The sequence below is a fragment of the Kribbella pratensis genome (assembly GCF_004365355.1).
Taxonomy (GTDB): Bacteria; Actinomycetota; Actinomycetes; order Propionibacteriales; family Kribbellaceae; genus Kribbella.
Map to the genome: position 1 here is coordinate 3117728 of NZ_SODP01000001.1, position 24370 is coordinate 3142097.

The window sequence follows — 24370 nt, forward strand, 5'->3', positions numbered from 1 at the left end:
GCACGCAGAGCAAGAACGATCGCTCCGGGATTCGGCCGGAGGGACCCGATCGCGGCGGTGAGATATGCGCGCGTTCGCCTTGAAATAAGGGGATTCGCCGGGCGGGCCAATTTGGCAGACGACAGTCGAACAGCTAGAATCGAACACATGTTCGAGACTGTTCTGAGTGAGCTCTCCACGGCCGACCTGCTCGAGTCGGCCGCCGAGCACCGCGCGATGGCCAACCGGGCCGACGCGCGACTGCTCGAGCACGCCCAGATCTACGCCGACCGGTTCCACCCGTCGGTCTGCGGCATCCGGCCTGGTCGCCGCTCTGCCGACGGCCGCGAGGGCGCCGTGGTGCTGGGCGGCGAGGGCTGCCCGGAGATCGCCGAGTTCGCCATCGCCGAGTTCGGCGTCATGCTCGGGATCTCGCCGATGGTGGCACGCCAGTTCCTCGGCGAGGCGCTGGCACTGCGCCACCGGTTCCCGTTCACCTGGGCCCGCGTACTCGCTGGTGACGCCACCCCCTGGAAGGCGCGCCAGCTCGCCTCACTGTGCCTGAAGCTGTCCGAAGATGCCGCCCGGTACGTCGATCGTCGCGTCGCGCCGTTGATCGACGCCATCACGCCGTACCGGCTGGACAGGATCATCCGCGCCGCCAAAACCCACGCCGACCCCGACCTCGCCCGCAACGAAGCCACCGAAGCCGCAGGCGAGCGCGGCGTCTTCATCGGCCGCAGCGACCACCACGGCAACAAAACCATCTACGCCAAAGCCCCCGCCGCCGCCGTCATCCGCCACGACGCCACCATCACCGCCATCGCCCAAGCCCTCAAAACCATCGGCGACACCCGCCACCTCCAACACCGCCGAGCCGACGCCATCGGCATCATCGCCGACCCCCGCTTCACCCAAGAACTCCTCACCCAAGCCCACCACCACCCCACCCCAACCGCCCCCACAAACACATCCACAACGACGTCCAAAGCCACGTCCACAACCACCGCGCCCTGCCCCGCCCACACCACAGGCTCGGCTTCAAGCCCCAGCCGGCAACCAGCGAACACGACGACCTCCGAAGCGGCGCTTGGCTTGCGTCCAGTGGATGGAGCCTCGCAATCAGCCACCGGCACACGATCGCCCGCGACAGGCCGCGCGTCCAGCCCACGCGACATGGCGGTGCGCTCCAGTGCGTCCGGCCCACGCGACGCGGCGACAGGCCCCAGCACCCGATCCGCAGCAGCTGACCCGCAGGCCGGCGTCGACACGCGACCGGCTGCAGGCCGCGACGCCTTCGGCCCACGGAACCGCTCGAGCGACACCCCGTATACGTCGGCGGACCCGGCTCACGCCGACACAGCGGCGTCCCCGGCGAGCCCGTCGTACGACCGCGCGGATGGCGATGGCGCCTACCTGGCTGATCCGGCCGCTGAGCCGGTCGAGCTGCAGGATCCCCCGTTGGCCGACGAGGTCGGGCCATACGATCCCGATCCGCCGAGTGACCCGTTCGACAGCCGGCCGATCGAGTACATCCCAGGCCCGCGCAGCGAGCCCGACGAGGGCGGGCCACTGGACGGTGCCGCCCAGCGGGCGCTCGACACACGCCTCGCGCAAATCAAACGCGACGCCTACGCGAACCCTGCCAACGCTGCGAGCCTGGCGAGCTCCGGGAACACGGGCGGACAGGTACGTCCTGGGCAGACCGAGGTCTTCGTGCACCTCACGGACCTCACGCTTGCCACCGGCAACGGAGTACTCCGTGCCGAGGGGATCGGTCCGTTGCTGGCCGATCAGCTGACCGAGCTGGTGGGCCACGCGCCGTACACCGTCAAGCCCGTCATCGACCTCAACGATGCAGTGAGCGCGGACGCCTACGAGATCCCGACCCGGATCCGCGAACGCGTAAGACTCACGCACCCAGTCGAGCTGTTCCCGTACGGCACCCGCGAGACCCATCGGACCATCGACCTCGACCACATCCAGCCCTACGATCCGTACGGCCCGATCGGTCAGACCAGCACCCGGAACCTCGCGCCGCTCAGCCGGTTCGCCCACCGGGTGAAGACCCACGCCCGCGGTTGGAACGTCCGTCGTGTCGACGTGAAGACCGTGGAATGGACCACGCCCCACGGCTTCAGGTTCGAGGTCGGCCCCACCGGCACACATCGCCTGCATAACCCCACGCCCGACAGCTGACCTGAGCTAGGTCCAGGCGTCCCTTGCGCCGGCCACTGGGTGGGCTTGACCTGGTGTGCGCTCCAGGTTGGATCGTCTTCGGTATGACAGCTCTTACTTCACCGTTGGTGCTCGGCGCGATGATGTTCGGTACGGCGATCGACGAGGACACGTCGTTCGCGTTGCTCGACCGGTTCGTCGAGCGCGGCGGGGTCTGGATCGACACCGCCGACTGCTACGCGTTCTGGGCCAGTGACGACGGGCGCGGCGGCGCCAGCGAGCGGGTACTCGGCCGATGGCTGGCCGCGCGCCCCGGCGTACGCGACCGGATCCGGATCGCCACCAAGGTCGGTGCGGAACCGCTCTGGGCCGGTTCGTGGCCGGAGCAGCGCTCGGGTCTGAGCCGCCGGGCGATCCACGACGCGTTCGCCGGCAGCCTCGACCGACTCGGCATCGAGCACGTCGACCTGCTGTGGCTCCACCAGGAGGACCGCCGTACGCCGATCGAGGAAACCGCCGACGCCGTTGCCGAACTCAACCGAACCGGGCAGGTACGACGTGTCGGCGCGTCGAACCACCCGGCCTGGCGCATCGAACGCGCCCGCCAACACGCCCTGTCGAAGGGGTTCGCGCCGATCGACGCGCTCCAACTGAGCGCCACCTACCTGCGGGTCCGCCCCGGCACGCTGCCGGAGGCGACGGCACACCCGTTCGGGCAGCTCAGCGAGGAACAGCTGGACCACGCACGCGAACACCGGATGGAGGTCTGGGCCTACACGCCGCTCCTGTCCGGCGCGTACGACAACCCGGACAAGCAGATCCCGGAGGTGTACGACCACGTGGGTAACACCCGCCGCCTCGCCGCCCTGGATGACGTCGCCGAGCAGACCGGCGCCACCCGCGGCCAGGTCGTCCTCGCGTGGCTGGTTGCCCAAGGCATCCGCCCGATGCTCGGCGGCAGCAAGCTCCACCAGCTCGAATCGGCCCTCGACGGCGTCGCCCTGAGCCTCACCGAGGACCAGCTCAAGCAGCTCGACGTCCGCTAGCGGTTCGCACGCAGGCTCTGGGCCAGATCGTCGAGGGCCGGGAGGGCGTCGATGATCGTCCGGGCGGACGCCTCCGGCAACTGGTCGAGGCAGGCACCCAGGGCCTCCGTGCGGAGCAGCTTCACGCGTTCGTGCAGCCGGCGGCCGGCGTCGGTGGCTTCGACGCGGACCGCGCGCAGGTCGTCCGGGTTCGGGTCGCGCTGGATCAGCCCGAGCTCGGTCAGCCGGCCGACCACCCGGGACAACATGGTCGGATTGAGCCCCTCGAGCTGAGCCAGTTCGGTCAGCCCGAGCGGGCCACGGAACGTGATCAGGCCGAGAACGGACGCCTGGGTCGGCGTCAGGCCCTCGTCGGTCGCCGTGGCGTTGAGCTCCCGCGCCAGCTTGGAGATCACGCCACGAAGCTTGCTCAACGTCTCGGTGTCAGTCATGTCACCCCTTTATTGCCTGCCAGCAAGCAATGTAGTCTGTTCATCGATGGAACCGTCGAGTTCACCACCGGCGATCACCGAGCCGGCCGCAGCTGGGTCAGGCGAGCCACTGGCCCACCGGCGGCTCGTCTTCGGCATCGTCGCGATCGCCCTGCTGATGGCATCGATCGATCAGACCATAGTGGCGACGGCGCTGAATGCAATCCGCGGCGACCTGAAGGCCGAGTTGACCTGGAGCGGCTGGACGATCACCGTCTACGCCCTCGGCCAGATCATCGTGATGCCGCTGGCCGGCCGGCTCGGCGACCAGTTCGGGCGGAAGAAGATCTTCCTCGGCGCGGCAGCGCTGTTCACGGTCGCCTCGTTGTGCTGCAGTCTCGCGGACAACATCTACCTGCTGGTGGTGTTCCGCGCGTTCCAGGCGATCGGCGGCGGCGCGTTCATGCCGACCGCGACCGGCATCGTCGCCGAACAGTTCGGCCGCGACCGGGACCGCGCGATCGGGATGTTCACCTCGATCTTCCCGATCGGCGGCATCATCGGCCCGATCATCGGCGGCATCATCGTCACGTACTGGTCCTGGCGCGAGATCTTCGTCGTCAACATCCCGATCGGTCTGCTGCTGATCGTCCTGGGCCTGCGGTTCATCCCGAGCAGCGTCCCGAAGGCGACCTCCCGCATCGACGGGACCGGCGCCTTCCTGCTCGCGGTGACGATGCTCTTCGGCATGTACGGGATCAGTTCGCTGGGCAGCGCCGGCGCGGAGCCCACCGATCCGCTGTTCATCGTGGCGATGCTGATCGCGCTCGTGCTCGGCTTCCTGTTCGTCCGGCACGCGAACCGGTACGCGACGCCGTTCATCCCGATCAGCCTCTTGCGCGGACGCGGTTTCGGCGCGATGAACACGATCAACTTCCTCTTCGGCGCCGCCATGCTGGGCTTCGGCGCACTCGTGCCCCTGTACGCCGAATCGCGGTACGGCATCCCGCCGCTCCAGGCCGGAACGTTGCTCACGGCAAGGGCAGTCGGGATGATCTGCGTCGCGGGGCTCGCGGTGTTCGCACTCCGCCGGACCGGCTACCGGGCCCCGATGATCGGCGGCTTCGTGCTGGTCGCGGGCGGGATGACGCTGATGTCGCTCGCCCCGCACGGCCTCACGCCGTACGCCTGGCTGGCGATGGCGGCGGGCATCACCGGCATCGGCATGGGCCTGTCCATCCCCGCCTCCAACAACGCCAGCCTGCAACTCGCCCCCGACCAGATCTCCGCGATCGCCGGCCTCCGCGGCATGTTCCGTCAGTCCGGCGGAATCGTCGCCGTCTCCGTCACCACCGCGATTCTCAACCACGCCACCGACGCCGGCACCACCCAGGCCCACAGCTTCGTGGTCTTCGCCGCCATCCTCCTCCTGATGATCCCCATCACCTTCCTGGTCCCCGACCACCGCGGCACCTGGTGAAGTCCAGGATCAGCCGGATCAGCTCCTCGGGCTGATCTTCCGGGATGAAGGAGTAGGAGTCCGGGACGGTGACCAACGTCGCATCAGGCAAGGTTGTCGCCAGGCGTTCGAACAGCCGGCGCGCAAAGATGCGGTCGTCGGCGGCCTGGACGAGCAGGACCGGCTTGTCGAACTCGGTCAGCACCTCGGCCGCCGCGAGGGTGTAGCTGCTGTCGACGCTCGCGATGACGGCTGCCGAGCCACATCGCGCCGGGCAGGCGGGCCAGCTTGGGGAGCTTGTCGAACGGGGGTGGGAAGAAGTCCTCGAAGGCGTCGCACGGCGTGAGTACCACGCGGCCGATCCGCTCGGGGTGGTTGGCCATCAGGATCTGGGTGAGAGCGCCACCGGTGTCGTTGGCGACGATGGTGACATCGGTGAGGTCGAGCTCCGTCAGGAAGTCCGCGATCAGCTTGGCGACTCCGGGCGGCGTGAGGTCGGCGTCAGGTGCCATCGGCAACTGGTGTGCACCGAGCGGCCAGTTCGGCGCGATGCAGCGGACGCCGGCCTTGGCGACCTCCGGCACGACCTTCCGCCAGAGGTTCGCGTTGACCAGCAGGCCGTGGACAAAAACGACGGCCGGTCCGGTGCCGGTTTCCGTGTAGGTCACACCGACGGCGGTCCTCACGGAGACACCTCAACGCTTCCGGACAATGCGGCGAGAGCCGCACGCCGCCCCGTTTCGACTGCTGCTTTGAGTGGATCGGGTCGTCGCTCTGTGCGGCCGATGCTCACGCTTCCGGCCGGTGGGCGGACCTGGATGGTTGCCGGATGCGACGTCAGCAACCGCTCCTCCTCCGCCCGGATCTCGACGCGATGCAACCACGGCTCGAGGGCGCCCGGGGCGTGGCGAGTGAACCAGCGCGTCATCAACACCCGTTCGCCGCGCGACGGCGGCGATTGCCTCTCGTCCAGCCGACGCGTGCGGAAGGCAACGAGGTGTGTGGCGCCTTGGGCGAGCGCCGTACGCACGGGTGTGCCCTCGCTCACCCCGGCATCGACGTACGGCGTACCGTCGATCTCCACCGGCGGACCGGCCAGCAGCGGCATCGCGGCCGAAGCACGGAGGGCTGTCTGCAGGCTTGCCTGATCGTGGATATGCGGATGCAGGTCGACCGGCTGACCGGTCATCGCGTCGGTCGCGATCGGATGGATCCCGACCGGGTTGTCGAGCACCTCCTGGAACCCCATCGGCATGATCTCGGTGTAGACCTTCTGCACGAGATAGCTGGTGTCCACCACCGGCTGGCGGCGCAGGATCCGTCGCGGGTTGATGGTCGTGCCCATGATCGTGCGGTCCCACCAGGCATGCTTCGTGCTGTCGGCGCGACCACACAGCAGCCAGGCCGCGTTCAGCGCACCGGCGGAGCTGCCGTAGACACCGTCGAACAACGGCAGCAGTCCGAGCTGCTCGATCGCGACCGTCATACCGCTGGAGTACGCACCGCGCGAGCTTCCGCCCTCGATCAGCAGCACGAGCCGCGCATCATCGCGGCGATGCCCCGGCGTACTCCCCTGCTTCCGGCGATCGCGCAGCAACTGGATCACAGACTCGGTCACCAGTCCTTTATACGGTCTGGCCCTCGGCGGCACCCATCCGGCAGCTGAGCTGGGACGAAGTACCGGTGTCTTGTTGAGCTTCCGCCTTGGGGTGTTGCAGATGATCACGCTGGCCTTCATCGGATTGCTGGGCGGTCTGATCACCGGGGTCTCCCCGTGTGTGCTGCCGATGCTCCCGATCATCTTCTTCGCCGGAGCCGGAGCCGGAGCCGGAACAGGAACAGGAGCTGACGCTGACGCCCAGGCCGCAGCCGAAGCCGGTGGTACGTCGACGCGACGCGACCTGAGGCCGTTGAAGATCATCGTCGGCATCGTGGTGAGCTTCAGCGTGTTCACGCTGGTCGGCTCCGTGATCCTCTCGGCGCTCGGACTACCGGACGACTTCCTGCGGTGGACCGGCCTGACCATCCTCACGCTTGTTGGTCTCGGCCTCATCGTGCCGGCGCTCGGACATCTCATCGAGAAGCCGTTCTACCGACTGCCGAAGATCAACCGGAACGACAGCGGCGCGTTCGTTCTCGGTCTGGGTCTCGGCACGTTGTATGTGCCGTGCGCCGGTCCGGTGCTCGCCGCGATCACGGTCGCGGGCGCAACCGGCAACATCGGCTCGCGGACCGTCGTACTCACGGTCTCGTTCGCGCTCGGGGCAGCGCTGCCGCTGCTGATCTTCGCTTCCGCCGGTTCGCGCATCTCCCAGCGGGTCAAGTCGTACCGCAGTCATGCACGCGGCTTCCGGATCGGTGGCGGGGTCGTGATGATCCTGCTCGCCGGCGCGCTGGCCTTCAACATCACCGATGTGATCCAGCGCGAGCTGCCGTCCTACACCAGTGGACTGGAGAAGAAGGTCGCCGAGAACAAGACAGTGCAGGGCGCACTCGCACCGGCGATCGGCAATGCGTCGGCCGAACTCAGCAAGTGCACGCCGGGCGCGGCGGAGCTGGCCTCGTGTGGAGCGGCGCCGGAATTTCGCGGTACGCAGAAATGGTTCAACGGATCGCCGACCACCTTGGCCGATCTCAAGGGCAAGGTCGTCCTGGTCGACTTCTGGGCCTATTCGTGCATCAACTGCCAGCGCGCGACACCGCATCTGCTCGCGTGGGACAAGGCGTACAGGTCGCTGGGTCTGGAGATCATCGGTGTCCACTCCCCCGAGTTCGCGTTTGAGAAGGACGCAGGGAACGTCGGGTCGGCGATCCGTAAGGAAGGCATCGAGTACCCAGTTGTCCAGGACAACAACCTCGCCACCTGGACGGCGTACCGGAACCAGTACTGGCCGGCGAAGTACCTGATCGATGCCGACGGCACCGTTCGCGCGATCACCTTCGGCGAAGGCGACTATGCGCAGACCGAACAGCAGCTCCGCGATCTCCTCACCACCGCGAACCCGAACACGAAGTTGCCCGAGCCGGTGGACGGCACCGTGAAGACCGACGTCGGAGTCGACGGCCGTACGCCGGAGACGTACCTGGCCTACTCGCGCTCGACAAACCTCGCCGGCACGTCGGGCAAGCTCACGCCCGGCAAGACCGTTGCCTTCGGCGTCAATCCGACTCAACCGAACGACACTTACAGCCTCGGGGGCGACTGGGCCGTCGGCACGCAGAGCGTCACGTCCACCACCGGCTCCCGGGCACGCCTCAACTTCAACGCCTCGAAGGTGTACCACGTCCTGTCCGGCCACGGCACCGTCACCGTCTCGATCCCCGGCGAACCCGACCGGGTCATCCAGGTCGACGGCACCCCGAACGCCTACCAACTGGTCGACAGCCCCACCGCCGAACGCAAAACCATGACCCTCACCTACACCCCAGGAATCTCCGCCTTCACCTTCAGCTTCGGCTGATCGCCCTTAGAGTGAACGTCATGTTCAGGATCGACCAGATCAACGAGATCCATGACAGACATGGCAAGGCGGCAACGCTCCCGGCGTACCTCAACGCCTTGAAGGACATCGGCGTACGAGAATCCGTGTCGTTCGTGACGGACGGCCACACCGAGCATCGCGGCGCCGACGGTTATGTTGTCTCGACGCCGCCGGCTCACGAGAAGTTCACGATTGCGGAGGTGAGCGATCGAACGATGCTCACCGAAGCCCTCAAGGAAACGAACTACGTGAAGATGTCCAAGGCTCTCGCCGACAGCGGCATCGAGAAATGGATCTTCGACACCCAAGCCCTGACGATCTCCTACCTCGACAAGGCCGGTGACACCCTCCTCCAGGAGGATGTCACCTAGCTCGGGTCAGGCGGTGGTAGACGTCGTTCCAGTGGAGCTCGCGCTGGAACTCGCGGACGGTGGTCGACGCGTCGATGACGGCCAGCTCGACCGAGAGCAGGTCGGCGAAGTCCTCGTACACCTCGCGATCGAGGGCCGTGGTCAGCACGGTGTGGTGAGGTCCGCCCGCCGTCAGCCAGGACTCGGCCGAGGTGGCCAGCGACGGCTCCGGCTTCCACACCGCGCACGCGACCGGCAACCGCGGGAGTTCCTCGTCCGGCTCGACGACCTGTACGACGTTCGCCGTGAACCGGAAGCGATCGCCCAGATCGGCGATCCCGACCACGATGCCGGCGCCGGGATCGGCGGTGAAGCGCAACCGGACGGGATCCTCGCGGCCGCCGATGGAGAGCGGATGAATCTCGAGTGACGGGCGGCCCGTCGTCAGCGACGGACACACCTCGAGCATGTGCGCGCCGAGGATCTTCTCCTCCCCCGGCACCAGGTGGTACGTGTAGTCCTCCATGAAGGACGTGCCGCCCGGCAGCCCTTCGGCCATCGCCTTGCTCGCGCGCAGCAGCACCGACGTCTTCCAGTCGCCCTCGCCGCCGAACCCGTACCCGTCGGCCATCAACCGCTGCACAGCCAGGCCGGGGAGCTGACGGAGGCCGCCGAGATCCTCGAAGTTGGAGGTGAACGCGCCGAACCCGCCCTCGGTCAGGAACGAGCGCAGGCCGAGTTCGATCCGGGCGCCGTACCGCAGGGATTCGTGCCGGTCGCCGCCGGGCAGCAACTCGGGCGCGACGGTGTAGGTGTCGGCGTACTCCTGCACCAGTGGGTCGACGTCGCCGTCGGCCACACCGTCGACCGCTGCGACCAGCTCGTTGACGCTGTAGGTGTTGACCGATACACCGAACCTCAACTGCGCCTCGACCTTGTCCCCTTCGGTGACGGCGACGTCGCGCATGTTGTCACCGAACCGGGCGAGCTTGAGGGACCGGAGCTCCGCGACGCCGAGCGCGGCACGGGCCCAGTGCCCGACCCGCGCCTGGACGGTGGGCGACTCGACATGCCCGGCCACGGTCTTGCGCGGCACGTGCAGCCGGGACTGGATGTAGCCGAACTCCCGGTCGCCGTGGGCGGCCTGGTTGAGGTTCATGAAGTCCATGTCGATCGTTGCCCACGGCAACGCAACGTTGGCCTGTGTGTGCAGGTGCAGCAACGGCTTGCGGAGCGCGTCGAGTCCGGCGATCCACATCTTCGCGGGCGAGAACGTGTGCATCCAGGCGATCACGCCGACGCACTGCGGCGCACTGTTCGCCTCGAGCATCTGCCGGTGGATCGCGCCGGCGTCGAGCAGCACGGGCTTCCAGACGATCTCCACCGGCAGGTTGGCGCGGGCCAGCCGCTTCGCGACGGCCTGGGACTGTTCGGCGACCTGCTCGAGGGTGCCCGGACCGTACAGGCCCTGGCTGCCGGTGAGGAACCAGACCTCTCGCAGTGTGCTGTTCACAGACATGTGGTCCTTCCGGCGATCATCGTTGTCCGTAGACGTTCTGGTAGCGATCGAAGAGGCGGTCGATATAAGTCTGCTCGATGGGGATCGGCTCGCCGAGCTGGCGGGCGAGGTGCACCGTGCGGGCGACGTCCTCGCACATGACCGCCGCCTTGACGGCGGCCTTGGCGGTCGGCCCGATCGTGAACACGCCGTGGTTCTGCATCAGCACCGCGGGCGAGCGCGAGTCGCGCAACGTCTCGACGATCCCGCGGCCGATCGAGTCGTCGCCGATGATCGCGAACGGGCCGACCGGGATCGGGCCGCCGAACTCGTCCGCGCACATCGTGGTGACGCACGGGATCGACTCGCCGCGCGCGGCCCAGGCGACGGCGTACGGCGAATGCGTGTGAACCACACCGCCGACGTGCGGCATCTCCCGGTAGACGTACGCCTGCGCCTCGGTGTCCGACGAGGGCGCGTGCTCACCGTCGACAACGCGGCCGTCGAGATCGCAGACCACCATGTTCGCGGGCGTCAGCTCGTCGTACGCGACCCCGCTCGGTTTGATCACGATCAGCTCGTGACCGGGCACCCGGGCGGAGACATTGCCCGCAGTCCAGACCACCAGCCCGTACGCCGGAAGATGCGCGTGCAGCTGAGCCACCTCGGACCGCAGCCGGGTCAGCGTCTCGGCGACCTCCGCGATCGCGCTCATCGGGTCTCCAGAGCGGTGCGCCGGATCGACTTGAGCTTGCGCATCAACCGACTGTTCCGCCCGAAGTAGTCGTGCAGCTCGAGGTACAGCTCGAACAGCTGGTCGTAGGCCTTGGCCCGCTCTTCGTCCGGGAGGTGGACACCGCGCCTGACCTTGCCCATGTTCTTGGCGGCGGTCGGAACGTCGGGATAGGCACCGGCCGCGACCGCGGCGTGGATCGCCGACCCGAGCGCCGGTCCTTGCTCGGAGTCGATGATCGAGAGCGGAAGCCGGGTCACGTCGGCGTAGATCTGCATCAGCAGCGCGTTCTTCGCCAGCCCGCCGGCGATGATCAGCTCCTTCACCGGTACGCCGCTGTCGCCGAACGTCTCGGTGATCACCCGCGTTCCGAATGCCGTTGCCTCGAGCAACGCTCGGTAGCCGTCCTCGGGACGCGTCGCCAGCGTCTGGCCGACGATCAGGCCCGAAAGCTCGTGATCGACGAGCACCGACCGGTTGCCGCTGTGCCAGTCCAGCGCGACGAGCCCGTGCTCGCCCACGGCCTGCCCGGCGGCGAGCCTGGTGAGGTGCTCGTGCAGCGACTCCCCGGCGGCGGCCGCGGCTTCGTGATACGACGGCGGTACGGCGTTGTCGACGAACCAGCCGAAGATATCGCCGACACCGCTCTGCCCGGCCTCGTAGCCCCAGCTTCCCGCGATGATGCCGCCGTCGACGACACCGCACATGCCGGGAACCTCGCGCAGCGCATCAGCGCTCATGACATGACAGGTCGACGTACCCATGATGGCGACCATCTGCCCGGCGTCGACGGCTTGCGCTGCCGGTGCCGTCACGTGCGCGTCGACGTTGCCGACGGCGACCGCGATACCCGCCGGCAGACCCGTCCACTCCGCCGCCTCGGCCGTCAGCGTGCCGGCCGCGGATCCGAGCTGGCCGATCGGGTGCTCCAGCTTGTCGGCGACGAATGTCCCGAAGCCGGGCGCGAGACCGTCAAGGAACTCAGCCGATGGGTAGTGGCCGTCCTGCAGGATGCCCTTGTAACCGGCCGTGCAGGCGTTGCGGACGTAGCGGCCGCACAGCTGCCACACGATCCAGTCGGCCGCCTCGACCCAGCGCTCCATCCGGTCGTAGAGCGGGCGGTCCTCCTCGAACAGCTGCAACCCCTTCGCGAACTCCCACTCCGACGAGATCAGCCCGCCGTACCGCGGCAGCCAGCTCTCGCCCCGCTCACGCGCGAGGTCGTTGATGCGATCGGCCTGCGGCTGGGCGGCGTGGTGCTTCCAGAGCTTGACGTAGGCGTGCGGACGGTCCGCCAGCCCGTCCACCTCGTTCAGCGGCGTGCCGTCGGCCAAGCAGGGCACCATCGTGCAGGCGGTGAAGTCGGTGGCGATCCCGATCACTTGCGTAGGATCGATCCCGGCTGCGGCAACGGCAGCGGGTACGGCGGTCCGCAGTACCTCGCGGTAGTCGTCGGGCACCTGCAGCGCCCAGTCCGGCGGCAGCCGCCGGCCGGTCGCGGGCAGCTGGTCGTCGATCACGGCGTGTGCGTACTCGTGCACGCCGGCACCGAGCTCGGCCCCGTCGGCGACACGGACGACGACGGCGCGACCGGACAGTGTCCCGAAGTCCACTCCGACAACGAACTGTTCGGCAGTGCTCATAAGATGAAATTGTGAGCGTTAACATTCCGCGCGTCAAGGCTGGCAACTGTGACGTAGACACGGCTGTTAGCGCTAACCGAGGCGCGGGACGGCCGTCGAGTCGCGGAGGACCAGAGCCGGACGGATCAGCTGGGTCGACGGATCGAGATCCCCGGCCAGCGCCTGCAGGGTCAGCTCGACCGCACGCCGGCCGAGCAGCGAGAACTCCTGGTCGACGGTCGTGAGCGCCGGCCAGAGGTAGGGCGCCTCGGGCACGTTGTCGAATCCGACGACGCTGATCTCGCCGGGTACGTCGCGACCCTTCGCGTGCAAGGCGTAGATGAGCCCGATCGCCATGCCGTCGTTGGCCGCGAAGACGGCCGTCACGTCCGGGTCCTCGGCGATCCGCAGACCCGCTTCGTACCCGCTCTTCGGCGACCAGTCGCCGGCGAGCTCCGGCCCGGGCAGGACATGACGCTCCTCATGTGCGAGCTGCCAGCCCGCGCGACGCTGACCGGCCTCGACCCACTCCAGCGGGCCGGTGACATGGGCAACGTGCCGGTGACCGAGGTCGAGCAGATGCTCCACCGCCAGCCGGGCACCCGCCTCTTGGTCGATCCCCACCGCCATCGGCTGTCCGGCGCTCACGCCTTGCACGACGACGATGGGGACCGCCGCGTCGAGCGATCTGACCTGCTCGAGCGCCTCCCGATGCGCAACGGCCACGACGATCGCTTCAACAGCTTCGTCGAGCAGACGGCCGACCGCCTCCCGGAGCGACTGCGTCGAGAAGTCCTCGACCGCGACGAGCGAGACGTCGTACCCCGCCTTGTGGCCGGCGTCTTGAACCGACACCGCGATCATGCTGGGCCCGTGCAGAACGAGGTGCGCCGAGATCATCCCGATGCGGCGCGACCTGTTCGTCACCAGGAGACGGGCCGCGTTGTTACGCCGGTAGCCCAGCTCGGCGATCGCCGCCTCGACGCGGGCGCGCGTGTCGGCGCGGACCAGCTCCGATCCGTTCAGCACGCGAGACACGGTCTGATGCGAGACGCCGGCCGCGGCCGCCACGTCAGTCATGCTCGGAGCTCGTCCGACGCCCTCGCTCGCTCTCGCCATGAAGAAATAGTAGGGATCCGGCGCAGCTTCGAGGTACAGCGGAGCTGCGGATGACGACGGCGCGAACCGAACGAGGCCCTTCCATCGTGCGCGTCCAGTTGGCGGCGCAGTGAGCAGAAACCCTTGTGGGTAAGGGATATTCTCCTTTGAGCAGACGGATTTCGACATGCTCGCCGCCAAGGCCGCAGTAGGCTACCAACTGGCCCACGGTTCAGATTGGTTGCCCATGGCGATGTTCGATCTTCCCCTCGACGAGCTCCGCGAGTACCGGCCCGAGGTCGCCAAACCCGAGGACTTCGTCGACTTCTGGCGACGCTCGATCGACGAGGCGCGCACGCACGACCTGTCCGCGACGTTCACGGCGATCGACAACAAGCTCGCTGTCATCGACACGTACGACGTCACGTTCGCCGGCTTCGGCGGTGCGCCGGTCAAGGGCTGGCTGCATGTCCCGGCCGGCGCCACCGGCCCGTTGCCGACCGTGGTCCAGTACTTCGGCTACTCCGGCGGCCGCGGTTTCCCGCACAGCAACACCCTGTGGGCCCAGGCCGGCTACGCCCTGTTCCAGATGGACAACCGCGGCCAGGGCTACGACAGCGGCGGCCCCGACGTGACCCCGGACAACACTGCGTACGCCGGCCTCAACCACAGCCCGGGGTTCATGACCGCGGGCATCACCGACCCTGAGACCTACTACTACCGCCGAGTCTTCATCGACGCCGTGCGGGCGCTGGACGCGGTCCGGACGTCCCCGCTAGTCGACCCGGACAAGCTCATCGTCACGGGCGGGAGCCAGGGTGGCGGCATCGCCATCGCCGCGGCCGGTCTGGCCGGGTTGGCCGGGATTCGGCTGCTCGGCTGCGCACCCGACGTACCGTTCCTGTGCCACTTCGAGCGGGGTGTGCAGATCACCGACGAGCCGCCGTACGCCGAGATCACCGAGTACCTGCGAGGTTTCCGGGACCATGTCGAAGCCGCCTACCGGACCCTGAGCTACTTCGACGGCGTCAATCTCGGCAGTCTGGCCACGGCACCGGCACTGTTCTCGGTCGCGCTGATGGACCCGAACTGCCCACCCTCGACCGTCTTCGCCGCCTACAACGCCTACGCCGGGACTGCGAAAGACATCAGGATCTACAGTCACAACGAGCACGAGGGCGGCGGCGCCTACCAACAGGCCGCCCAACTCGACTGGTTCGCGGACGTGTTCGCATAGCGTCAGACGCCGGGTGGGACAGCCACGACCTTGCCGTGAATCTCTCCCGCGTCGGCCTGCTGATGGATCGCCGGCAGCTCACTCAACGGCACGCGCCGGGCGATCTCGACGTGGAGGTCGCCGCTGTCGACAAGGCCGACGAGATGCGAGAGGACGTCTGCGTCCGGGTGGAGGAAGATCGTGGCCGCGCGCACGTTTCGCTGCTCGTCCCCGGGCGTCGGGACGGTCGGAGTCGTGGAGACGACCACGCCGCCGTCACGGACCCGGGCGACCAGAGCAGTGAACCCGTCGGGGGTGATCGGAGCCAGGTTGAGGAGCACATCGACGGGCTCGGTGACCGCGTCGAGCACAGTGATAGCCGTGTGGTCGATGATCTCGTCCGCACCGGCCGCCTTGACGATCTCGCTGCTGCGCGGGCTCGCGGTGGCGATGACATACGCGCCTGCACGCTTGGCCAGCTGTACGGCGTATCCGCCGACCGGGCCGCCGGCGCCGTTGATCAGAAGCCGCTGACCGGCCTTCAGCTCACCGGCCTCGAAGAGCGCCTGTGAGGCGGTGAGCCCGACCGACGGCAGCCCCGCAGCATCAGCCAGCGGGATGCTCGTCGGCGCCTTCACCAGCGCGTCCGCCGGGGCGACGACGTACTGCGCTGCCGAGCCGTCAGCGTCCATCGGGATGAACCCGACGACGCTCTCCCCCACAGCGAGACCGTCCACCCCGTCGCCGAGCGCGTCGACCGTGCCGGAGACGTCGTAGCCCGGAATGTGTGGCAACGTCACCGGGATCGGTAGGAATCCGCCGCGGAGGCCGCCGTCGGCCGGGTTGTACGCCGACCCGGCGACCTGGATGCGCACCTGGCCCACCCCGGGGATCGGTAGCTCGGCGTCCTCATAGCGCAGAACTTCAGGGCCACCCGTTGCGTGGAACCGTACTGCCTTCATCGTCTCTTCCCTTCGCAATGTGCTTCGGATTCGAAGCAACTGGAACGAAGGTAGCATTGCTTCGAATTAGAAGCAAGTGCTTCGAGTTAGAAGCACTGATAGAGTCCGGCTCATGACTTCCTCGCCGTCGTCTCTGGATGCCACCCAACTGGGCGCGTACTTCGCCCTCATCGAAGCGAGCAGCCTGCTGAAGCACGCCGTCGAGCAGCAGTTACGCGAGGCCGGGGACCTCAGCTACGTGCAGTTCCAGCTCCTGGCCACCCTCGGCGACTCCCCGACCGGCAGCCGGCGGATGACCGATCTGGCCGACGGCGTCGTCTACAGCCGCAGCGGGCTGACCTACCAGGCCCAGACACTCGAGAAGCGCGGCCTGGTGACCCGGACACCGTCTTCCGATGACGAGCGCAGCATCACTGTCACCATTACCGAGGAAGGGCGGGCTGTGCTCGCGGGGGTCTTCCCCGGTCACGTCACAATCCTCGGCGACCTGCTGTTCGCCCCGCTGTCTCGCTCCGATATCGAGACGCTCGCCGATATCCTCGGCCGCGCGCGAGATCACATGCGTCAGACCCCGCCTCGGTCGGCGGAGCCACGGCGGCGCAGGAAAGCAGCTGGTAGCTAGGCCGACGCGAGGCGGGTCAGGGCCGTGGCGGCGACGCCGGCGGCGACGGACGGCAGGATCGGCAGCCTCAACAGATTGAGGACGCCGGCAACGGCGACTCCGATCAGCTCGGTCCAGTCGATGTCGCGGCCCAGGTCGGTGACAAGCAGTCCGGCGAGCAGCGCCGGTGCGGTCAGTCGGGTGATATCGACCAGCGCCGGCGGTAGGTCCCGCTTCCCGAAGATCAGCGGGCCGGCAGCCTTCATCAACCAGTTAGCGGCGCTCACGGCCAGTATCGACAGCCACAGCTTCATCAGGCCTCCTTCGTCGCAATCCGATCAGGGTGGCCGCAGCGGCGCCGAGCAAGGCGTAGCTGGGGCCGGTGAGGAACAACAGCGCGGCGGAGATCATCGCGCCGAGCGCACAGGCCAGCATCGCGCGCCGGGAACGACGTACCTCGTCGATCAGCAAGATGATGAAGAACGCCGGGAACGCGACGTCGAGACCGAGCTTGTGCATGAGCTCCGGGGAGGGACCGGCCAATACGCCGGCGGCCGTGCCCGCGGTCCAGCAGATCCATTGCGGGACGCTGACTCCGATCAGCCGCCAGACGTCGTACCGGTCGTCCTCCTCGTGTGCGGCCACGAACGACGCGTCGACGATCGCCTGCGCCTGCAGCACCCGCGCGAACCGGCCACCGCGCAGGCTGGGCGCGATCGCGACACTCATCACCAGGTAGCGCACGTTGATCGCCATCGCCGCGACGATCGCCGCCAGGACGGTTGCTCCCGACAACGAACTCAGCAACGTGAACTGCGCCGATCCGCTGAACGCGAACGCGGAGAACGCGACCGTCTCCACGCTCCCCCATCCGCGGGCCCGTGCTTCGGCGCCGAAATTGAGCGCCAGTACTCCGGTCGCGAGCGCCGGTCCGACGCCGAGACGGAGTCCGCGGACGAACGACTGCCGATCGGACGACCTCATGCTGTCCTCCCGCCCCGGGCCCGCTCGTAGTGGCGTCGAGCGCGAGCCCGGTTGCCGCAGTCGGCCGAGCTGCACCACCGGCGCGATCCGTTCTTGCTCCGGTCCAGGAACAGCCAGCCGCAGCCCCCATCTCCGCACTGACGCAGCCGACCGAGGTCCTCGTCCTCGAACAGCCGCCAGACCGCCAGCCGGACGGCGCCGGCCGGATCATCGGCTCGCCATCCGAACGGATCCAGCTCGACCGAGGCTGACCGGACGACGCCGGTGACGAGCTCGTGCAACGCGTCGATCGCGGCACGGGTCGGCTGTCCTCCGACCGCCAGAGGCGCCAGTACGTCGTACGCAACGTCCCGCGCGGCGACCAGGTCGTCGCGCAGCTGCGTCGTCACGGCTTCGTCCGGGCTCACGCCGGCGGCAAGCAACCAGAGCTGCACCTTCGGCAACTCCGCGAAGCGATCGACGGTCCGCGCGGGATCGAGACGCCAGGCAACGGTGTTCACGAGGTCGAGCCCGAGATGCCCTCCGATCAACTCCGGCCGATACTCCATCCCGAACCACCTCCATCCCCGACTCTAACAGGCAATATGCTTTTTGCCCATTAGAGCCGTGGCGGCCGGCGGTCAGATCAGGTAGCGGTCCTGTGGACCGACGATGCGGAGCCAGCGAGCGGCGTGGGGCTCGAGCTGCAGCGACAGCGTGCCGTCCGCGGCCAGGTCAGTGGACTCGTCGCGCAGTAGATCGACGGCGCGCAGTCCGACGCCCGAACCGGCGACCGCGAGCTTCACCTCGGTCGCCTCGGCCGCGAAGTTGTGAGCAGTGACGATGGCGCCACCCTCGTACTCCGATCGGTGCGCGAAGACGGCCGGGGCGTTGTGCTCGAGAATCGTGCACTCTCCCCACGACAGCTCCGGGCACTCCCGATAACGCCGGATGAGCAGTTTCATCCAGTTGAGCAGGGAGTCCGGGTCCCGGCGTTGGGCGGCGACATTGACGTTCTGGGGACCGAACTCGCCTTCGGTGACCGGCGCCCTGAGCTGTGACGGGTCGGCCGTCGAGAAGCCGCCGTTCGGCCCGGAGGTCCACTGCATCGGCGTACGGACCGCGCCTCGGCCCTCGATGGCGAGGTTCTCGCCCATTCCGATCTCCTCGCCGTAGAACAGCACCGGCGTACCGGGCAGCGAGAACAGCAGGCTGTAGACCATCTTGAGCCGCGCCTGGTCGTTGCCCAGCATCGGCGGCAGGCGTCGGCGCAGACCGCGGCCGTAGAGTTGCATGTCCTTGTCCGGTCCGAACGCGTCGAACACCTCCTGGCGCTCGTCGTCGGACAGTTTGTCCAGCGTCAGCTCGTCGTGGTTGCGCACGAACGTCGCCCACTGGCCCTCCTCGGCAGCCGGCGGGCGTTGCCGCAGCGCTTTCACCAGCTCGGCCGGATCATTACGCGCCAGCGACAGGTAGAGCCGCTGCATCCCGATGAAGTCGAAGCACATCGTCAGCTCGTCGCCGTCTTCGTCACCGAAGAAGCGGCGCGTCTCGGAGTACGGAAGATTGACCTCGCCGAGCAGCATCGACCGTCCGTAGCGGCGGTCCAGGAACGCTCGCAGATCGCGCAGGTAGTCGTGCGGATCCGGCAGGTTGCCGGCGTCCTCGGCGCCGGACGTGTCGAGCAGGAACGGTACGGCGTCCACGCGGAAGCCGGACAGCCCGAGCTGCGACCAGAAGCCGATCACCCGCTCGATCTCCTCGCGCACCTCGGCGTTCGCGATGTCGAGATCCGGCTGGTACTTGTAGAAGCGGTGCAGGTAGTACTGGCCCGCCTCGTCGTCGTACTGCCAGAGGCTTGTCTCCTTGTCCGGGAAGACGATGCCCTCGTGCTGGTTCGCCGGCGGCTCGTCCTGCCAGACGTACCAATCGCGGTACGGCGATTGCCGCGAGGCGCGCGCGCTCTGGAACCACGGGTGCGCGTTCGAGGTGTGGTTGACGACCAGGTCCGCGATGACCCGGATCCCGCGGTCCTGGGCCAGCGTGATCAGCTCGACCAGATCACCGTGCGTACCCAGCTGCGGATCGACACCGTAGAAGTCGGTGATGTCGTACCCGTCGTCGCGGTCCGGACTTGGATAGAACGGCATCAGCCAGACACACGTCACCCCTAGATCGGCCAGATGATCGATCCGCTGGGCGACCCCAGCCAGATCCCCCGATCCGTCACCGTTGGTGTCGAAGAAGGTCTCGACATCGAGGCAGTAGATCACTGCGTTCTTCCACCACACATCCGCCGTCTCAGTCAGTCGCATACCTTCCCCGTGCCCATCGCGTAACGTCTGGCGGCCTCCGTGACACAGACGGGCATGACGATCGAACGAACACCGTTGTTCTGCGACACGGACCTGGCGCAGCGGATCGAGCGAGCCGAAACCGAGCTCATCGAAGCCACCGCGCTCGCCACTCACCGTCGCCTCGACAACGGCCGGGGTTTCGTGATCCCGCTGGCAGGCGGCCTCGCGAGCTTCGCCGACGACGACTCGCCGTTCAACAAGGTCGTCGGGCTCGGCTTCGACGGCGTACCGGCCGACGACGTACTCGACGAGATCGAGCACGCGTACGCCGGCGTGGGCGCACCTGTGCAGGTCGAGCTACCGCATCTCGCCGACCCGGAGATCGGCATCGTCCTCAGCCGGCACGGATACCGGTTGGAGTCGTTCGAGAACGTGCTCGGCATCGCCATCGCCGACAAGTACGACGTCACGCTGCCCGACGGAATCGAGATCCGCCCGAGCGGTGACGACGAGCTCGACCTTTGGCTGAACCTGATGGCCGACGCCGTCGCCGTACCGGACACCCAGGGAGTTCCGTGGCGCGAGGAGTTCCCGCGCGACACCTACATCGAGGCCGAACGCGACGCCGCGGCAGCCGACATCACGCGCTACATCGCCGTACTGAACGGCGAAATCGCCGGCGGGGCCGGACTCCGGACAACCGGGGGTGTCGCCCAGTTCGCGGGCGCCGCCACACTCCCCGGCCATCGTCGCCGGGGCATCCAGTCCGCTCTCCTCTTCACCCGCCTGTCCGACGCCGCCGCCGCAGGCTGCGACGTCGGTGTCATCACCACCCAACCGGCATCGAAGTCCCAGCAGAACGCCCAACGCAGCGGCTTCGACCTCCTCTATACCCGCGCGGTCCTGGTGAAGCCTGTTTGATGGGTTGGCGGCGCAGGTACTGGTGGCCCATGAACAGGCCCAGGATTGTCATAGTGGGTGCCGGGTTCGCCGGCTTCCATGCCGCACGCCGACTGCGGAAACTCGCCAGGAATCGCGCCGAGATCATCCTGGTGAACCCCACCGACTACTTCCTCTACGTCCCGCTCCTACCGGAGGTCGCGACAGGGATCATCGAACCCCGGCGAGTGACGGTGTCGCTCGCCGACACTCTGCCCGGCGTACGGCTGATCCTCGGTGAGGTCGACGGTCTCAACCTCGACACCCGGACAGTGCGGTACGCCGAACCGGGCGGCGGGCGCGGCGAGTTGTCGTACGACCGGCTGCTCATTGCGGCCGGCAGCGTCAACAAGCTCCTGCCCATTCCGGGAATCGCCGAGTGTGCACACGGTTTCCGCGGGATTCCCGAAGCGATCTTCCTCCGCGACCACCTCACCGAACAGCTCGAACTTGCCGACGCGACCGACGACCAGTCCGCCCGCGACGCCCTGTGCACATTCGTGGTCGTCGGAGCCGGATACACCGGTACGGAAGTCGCCGCACACGGCGTCCTCTACACCGAACTACTGAGGAAGCGCCATCCCAGGCTCCGTGATCAGCACATCCGGTGGCTGCTCCTCGACGTCGCAGACCGCGTTCTGCCAGAACTCGACGAACGCCTTTCGCGTACGGCCGACAAAGTACTGCGGGAGCGCGGCGTCGAGGTCCGGATGGGCCTCTCGGTCGAGGAGGCAACGCGCGACGGCGTACGTCTCACCGACAAGACCTTCGTCCCGACACAATCACTGATCTGGTGCGTCGGAGTGCGGCCCGATCCGCTGGTGGAAGGGCTCGGTCTGAAGACCGACAAGGGTCGCCTGGTCGTCGACGAGTACCTCCGGGTGCCCGGTCGTCCGGAGGTCTTCGCCTGCGGTGACGCGGCCGCCGTACCTGATCTCACCAGGCCCGGCGAGGTGACGCCGATGACCGCACAGCACGCCGAACGACAAGGCAAACGGGCGGCTGCGAACATCGCGGCGAGCTTCGGAAGCGGCACCCAGCAGCCCTACCGGCATGAGGATCTCGGTTTCCTCGTCGACCTCGGCGGCACCCAAGCAGCCGCTGATCCGCTCCACGTGCCGTTGGCCGGCCTGCCTGCGAAGGTCGTCACCCGCGGATACCACCTGCTGTCGATGCCCGGGAACCGCGTCCGCACAGCCACCGACTGGTTGTTCGACGCCGTCCTGGGGCGTCAGACGACGCAACTCGGCGTCATCCCGGCCGACGACGTACCGCTCGAAACTGCGGCGCCGGAACGGCTACACAGCTGACCCGGGTAGCCCCGAGGGGTGCGGGCTTGCCCACACCCCTCGGCTCCGGCTGCAACCGGCGGGCCTCGTGTGCTGCTGGTCTGAACACAGAGGCCGCGGCGCCGGGCGACTCGGGGGCATCAACCCGGCACCATGTCTATTCGGTACCCACCGAGGACAGTCGCAATCAAGCGGCTGAGCCGGGCTCCTGGCAGCTGTCTACCGTGCCAGGCGGCTGTGCTCCAGGTCACCCCAGACCTGGACGATTCTGCCGTCCGCCACGCGGTACATCGCGAGTTCCTGCAGGCTCGCGGTCCGGCCGGCGGAGGTGGTGTACGTGTCGATCAGGTGTGCGCTGAGCCACTCACCGTCAACCAGGAGATGCCGCAGCTCCCAGTGGAAGTCCGGATACTCCTGTACGACGCTTTGCAGGCCCCCGGCGTACCGCTGCAGATCGTGCGGCACACCATTCACCTCGACTGATCCGTCGACGAACTCGCCCAACTCGTCGAACCGATGCTCGTTACACCGCTGCAGATAACTGCGGTAGAAGTCGTCCAGTTCTCCACGCTTCATGACACGGTCAGCCGAGAGCCTTCAGCAGGGCTTCCGAGAACGCCGGCAGGTCGTCCGGGTTCCGGCTGGTGATCAGGTTCTCGTCGGTGGCGACTTCCTGATCCACCCAGTTGGCGCCGGCATTGCGCAGGTCGGTCTGCAGGCTGGGCCAGGACGTCAGCGTACGTCCACGAACGACGTCGGCCTCGATCAACGTCCAGGGTGCATGGCAGATCGCGGCCACAGGCTTGCCGGAGGCAACGAAATCCTTGACGAAGGCAACCGCCTTGGCGTCGGTCCGCAACGCGTCCGGATTCGCCACCCCGCCTGGCAGGACCAACGCAGCGAACTCGTCCACCGAGACATCTGCGACAACCTCGTCGACAGGCAGCTTGTCGGCTGCGGTCAGGTGGTTGAACGTCTGTACCTCGCCACTGTCCGGACTCACCAGCACCGGTTCGTGGCCGGCGTCCTCGACCGCCTTCCACGGCTCGGTCAATTCGACCCGCTCAATGCCTTCAGCGGCCACCAGGAATGCAATCCTGCCCATCGATTCCTCCTCAGGTTCACGCGATTCGAGTGATGACTTCTGGTCGGTACCCGGGACGACTCGGGGGCATGCGGACGGAGCCCTCGGGTGCGCCGGCAAGGGAGATTCGGCGCGATGGATCGGATCGCGCAACGAGGTACTGTGGAGATGCGTGCCGGGAGCCACGTTCCACCGAGCCAGTCGCGGCCTCTTCCACCGCGTGGAGGCGACGTGGTCTTCGACGACTTCGACGAGTTCACGATCGAGACAGCCGGCGGCCGTATCTTCGGGGTGCATGCCGGAACCGGTCCGGCGGTGCTGTTACTGCACGGGATGCCGCAGACACACCTGATGTGGCGCTATGTCGCGCCGCGCCTGGCCGGCGAGTTCACCGTCGTGGCCACGGACCTCCGCGGTTACGGCGCCTCCGGATTTCCTGGCGCTGACGGCGCTGAGGGCGCTGGGGGCGGGCTTCACGGCCATTCGATGCGAAGCCTGGCCGTCGACCAGGTCTCGGTGATGCGCGAGCTGGGGTTCCCGGAGTTCAGCGTGGTCGGGCACGATCGCGGGGCACGCTGCGCCTACCGCATGGCGCTCGACCACCCCGACACGATCAACGCGCTGGCCGTGATGGACGTCATCCCGACCGCAGACGCCTACGCCCGAGCCGATCGCGACTTCGCACTCGGGTACTGGGTCTGGTCGTTCCTGGCAGCCCCGAGCCCTGTCCCTGAACGACTCATCGCCGGCGACCCCGATGCGTTCGTGGACCACCTGCTGGACACGTGGTCCGACAACCCCCGCGCCTTCGATCCCGAGGCACGGCGGATCTACCGCGAACAGTTCCACGACCCGGGCCGCGTGCACGCAATCTGTGAGCAGTACCGCGCCGCGGCCACAGCCGACATCGAGCACGACGAACATGACCGAGGTCGTCAGCTGAGCATCCCGGTCCTCGTCCTGTGGAGCTCGACCGGCGCAGTCAACACCTGGTACGACCCGTTGGAGATCTGGCGATCGTGGGCCACCGACGTCAGCGGAGCCGCCGTCCCAGCCGGCCACTTCCTTCCCGAAGAAGCTCCCGACACCACCCTGGAATCCCTGACGCCCTTCCTGCGAACCGCGATAGCAGGCCCAGCAACGCAGCGGCGTCGATAAGCCACG

General features: G+C 67.7%; 24 protein-coding genes. 10 read left to right on the top strand and 14 right to left on the bottom strand.

Annotated features, from left to right (window positions below; genetic code table 11):
* Positions 1-147 precede the first annotated feature (147 nt).
* Positions 148-2178: a hypothetical protein gene (locus EV653_RS14730; protein ID WP_134102984.1), complete on the top strand. Its 2031-nt coding sequence runs from the start codon at positions 148-150 to the stop codon at positions 2176-2178.
* A gap of 83 nt (positions 2179-2261) precedes the next feature.
* Entirely contained in the window at positions 2262-3203 is a 942-nt protein-coding gene (locus EV653_RS14735) for an aldo/keto reductase (protein ID WP_134102987.1), read from the top strand.
* Here the strand turns inward: EV653_RS14735 and EV653_RS14740 are convergent.
* Positions 3200-3634, bottom strand: coding sequence for a MarR family winged helix-turn-helix transcriptional regulator (locus tag EV653_RS14740; protein ID WP_134102990.1), 435 nt, complete (start codon positions 3632-3634; stop codon positions 3200-3202). The two genes, EV653_RS14735 and EV653_RS14740, sit on opposite strands and share 4 nt — an antisense overlap.
* 46 nt (positions 3635-3680) lie before the next feature.
* Here EV653_RS14740 and EV653_RS14745 point away from each other — a divergent pair, with 46 nt between their 5' ends.
* Positions 3681-5093, top strand: coding sequence for an MFS transporter (locus EV653_RS14745; RefSeq protein ID WP_134102993.1), 1413 nt, complete (start codon positions 3681-3683; stop codon positions 5091-5093).
* 83 nt (positions 5094-5176) lie between these two features.
* Here EV653_RS14745 and EV653_RS14750 read toward each other — a convergent pair whose 3' ends face one another.
* Positions 5177-5758, bottom strand: coding sequence for an alpha/beta fold hydrolase (locus EV653_RS14750; protein ID WP_202871599.1), 582 nt, complete (start codon positions 5756-5758; stop codon positions 5177-5179).
* Positions 5755-6690: a patatin-like phospholipase family protein gene (locus EV653_RS14755; protein WP_134102996.1), complete on the bottom strand. Its 936-nt coding sequence runs from the start codon at positions 6688-6690 to the stop codon at positions 5755-5757. The genes EV653_RS14750 and EV653_RS14755 overlap by 4 nt, the downstream gene beginning before the upstream one ends.
* 100 nt (positions 6691-6790) lie before the next feature.
* Between EV653_RS14755 and EV653_RS14760 the strand changes: the two genes are divergently transcribed.
* Together EV653_RS14760 and EV653_RS14765 are read left to right on the top strand one after the other, a co-directional pair.
* Positions 6791-8533, top strand: coding sequence for a redoxin domain-containing protein (locus EV653_RS14760; protein ID WP_134102999.1), 1743 nt, complete (start codon positions 6791-6793; stop codon positions 8531-8533).
* A 20-nt stretch (positions 8534-8553) separates the two neighbouring features.
* Positions 8554-8925: a DUF1398 family protein gene (locus EV653_RS14765; RefSeq protein WP_134103004.1), complete on the top strand. Its 372-nt coding sequence runs from the start codon at positions 8554-8556 to the stop codon at positions 8923-8925.
* Here the strand turns inward: EV653_RS14765 and araA are convergent.
* The 4 genes from araA to EV653_RS14785 form a co-directional block, all read right to left on the bottom strand.
* Entirely contained in the window at positions 8918-10417 is a 1500-nt protein-coding gene (gene araA / locus EV653_RS14770; protein ID WP_370357830.1) for an L-arabinose isomerase, read from the bottom strand. The two genes, EV653_RS14765 and araA, sit on opposite strands and share 8 nt — an antisense overlap.
* 22 nt (positions 10418-10439) lie before the next feature.
* Positions 10440-11117 carry an L-ribulose-5-phosphate 4-epimerase gene (locus EV653_RS14775; RefSeq protein WP_134103010.1) on the bottom strand — a complete coding sequence of 226 codons (678 nt, stop codon included), beginning with the start codon at positions 11115-11117 and terminating at the stop codon, positions 10440-10442.
* Positions 11114-12778: a ribulokinase gene (gene araB, locus EV653_RS14780; RefSeq protein ID WP_134103013.1), complete on the bottom strand. Its 1665-nt coding sequence runs from the start codon at positions 12776-12778 to the stop codon at positions 11114-11116. Before araB ends, EV653_RS14775 begins: the two co-directional genes overlap by 4 nt.
* Positions 12779-12850: 72 nt before the next feature.
* A complete protein-coding gene (locus EV653_RS14785) occupies positions 12851-13876 on the bottom strand; it encodes a LacI family DNA-binding transcriptional regulator (RefSeq protein WP_202871600.1) in 1026 nt (341 codons plus the stop codon).
* Positions 13877-14102: 226 nt separating this feature from the next.
* Here EV653_RS14785 and EV653_RS14790 point away from each other — a divergent pair, with 226 nt between their 5' ends.
* On the top strand, positions 14103-15092 hold the full coding sequence (locus EV653_RS14790; protein WP_134103017.1) for an acetylxylan esterase: 990 nt from the start codon (positions 14103-14105) through the stop codon (positions 15090-15092).
* 2 nt (positions 15093-15094) lie between these two features.
* Here the strand turns inward: EV653_RS14790 and EV653_RS14795 are convergent, their stop codons facing one another.
* The gene (locus tag EV653_RS14795; RefSeq protein WP_134103020.1) at positions 15095-16033 is read right to left on the bottom strand and encodes an NADP-dependent oxidoreductase; all 939 of its coding nucleotides are present in this window, start codon (positions 16031-16033) and stop codon (positions 15095-15097) included.
* Positions 16034-16145: 112 nt separating this feature from the next.
* Between EV653_RS14795 and EV653_RS14800 the strand changes: the two genes are divergently transcribed.
* Complete coding sequence (locus EV653_RS14800) at positions 16146-16655, top strand: MarR family winged helix-turn-helix transcriptional regulator (protein WP_134103023.1); 510 nt, start codon at positions 16146-16148, stop codon at positions 16653-16655.
* On the opposite strand, the gene EV653_RS14805 is transcribed toward EV653_RS14800, so the two are convergent.
* The 4 genes from EV653_RS14805 to EV653_RS14820 all read right to left on the bottom strand — a co-directional run bounded on the left by EV653_RS14805 (position 16652) and on the right by EV653_RS14820 (position 19912).
* Positions 16652-16948 (bottom strand): AzlD domain-containing protein, encoded by a 297-nt coding sequence (locus EV653_RS14805; protein WP_134103026.1) that lies wholly within the window; start codon positions 16946-16948, stop codon positions 16652-16654. The genes EV653_RS14800 and EV653_RS14805 overlap by 4 nt on opposite strands.
* Positions 16908-17618, bottom strand: a complete 711-nt coding sequence (locus EV653_RS14810) for an AzlC family ABC transporter permease (RefSeq protein ID WP_134103029.1) — start codon at positions 17616-17618, stop codon at positions 16908-16910. The genes EV653_RS14805 and EV653_RS14810 overlap by 41 nt, the downstream gene beginning before the upstream one ends.
* Positions 17615-18166 carry a CGNR zinc finger domain-containing protein gene (locus EV653_RS14815; RefSeq protein ID WP_134103033.1) on the bottom strand — a complete coding sequence of 184 codons (552 nt, stop codon included), beginning with the start codon at positions 18164-18166 and terminating at the stop codon, positions 17615-17617. The genes EV653_RS14810 and EV653_RS14815 overlap by 4 nt, the downstream gene beginning before the upstream one ends.
* Positions 18167-18238: 72 nt before the next feature.
* On the bottom strand, positions 18239-19912 hold the full coding sequence (locus EV653_RS14820) for an alpha-amylase family protein (protein WP_134103038.1): 1674 nt from the start codon (positions 19910-19912) through the stop codon (positions 18239-18241).
* Between the two features lie 54 nt (positions 19913-19966).
* Between EV653_RS14820 and EV653_RS14825 the strand changes: the two genes are divergently transcribed.
* Both EV653_RS14825 and EV653_RS14830 read left to right on the top strand, forming a co-directional pair.
* Positions 19967-20815, top strand: a complete 849-nt coding sequence (locus tag EV653_RS14825; protein ID WP_134103041.1) for a GNAT family N-acetyltransferase — start codon at positions 19967-19969, stop codon at positions 20813-20815.
* Positions 20816-20868: 53 nt separating this feature from the next.
* Complete coding sequence (locus EV653_RS14830) at positions 20869-22143, top strand: NAD(P)/FAD-dependent oxidoreductase (RefSeq protein ID WP_238159737.1); 1275 nt, start codon at positions 20869-20871, stop codon at positions 22141-22143.
* Positions 22144-22341: 198 nt separating this feature from the next.
* Here EV653_RS14830 and EV653_RS14835 read toward each other — a convergent pair whose 3' ends face one another.
* Together EV653_RS14835 and EV653_RS14840 are read right to left on the bottom strand one after the other, a co-directional pair.
* Entirely contained in the window at positions 22342-22698 is a 357-nt protein-coding gene (locus EV653_RS14835; RefSeq protein WP_134103048.1) for an ester cyclase, read from the bottom strand.
* A gap of 7 nt (positions 22699-22705) precedes the next feature.
* The gene (locus EV653_RS14840) at positions 22706-23227 is read right to left on the bottom strand and encodes a type 1 glutamine amidotransferase domain-containing protein (RefSeq protein ID WP_134103052.1); all 522 of its coding nucleotides are present in this window, start codon (positions 23225-23227) and stop codon (positions 22706-22708) included.
* A 210-nt stretch (positions 23228-23437) separates the two neighbouring features.
* On the opposite strand from EV653_RS14840, the gene EV653_RS14845 reads away from it, so the two are divergent.
* The gene (locus EV653_RS14845; RefSeq protein ID WP_134103055.1) at positions 23438-24364 is read left to right on the top strand and encodes an alpha/beta fold hydrolase; all 927 of its coding nucleotides are present in this window, start codon (positions 23438-23440) and stop codon (positions 24362-24364) included.
* The last annotated feature ends 6 nt before the right edge of the window (positions 24365-24370 follow it).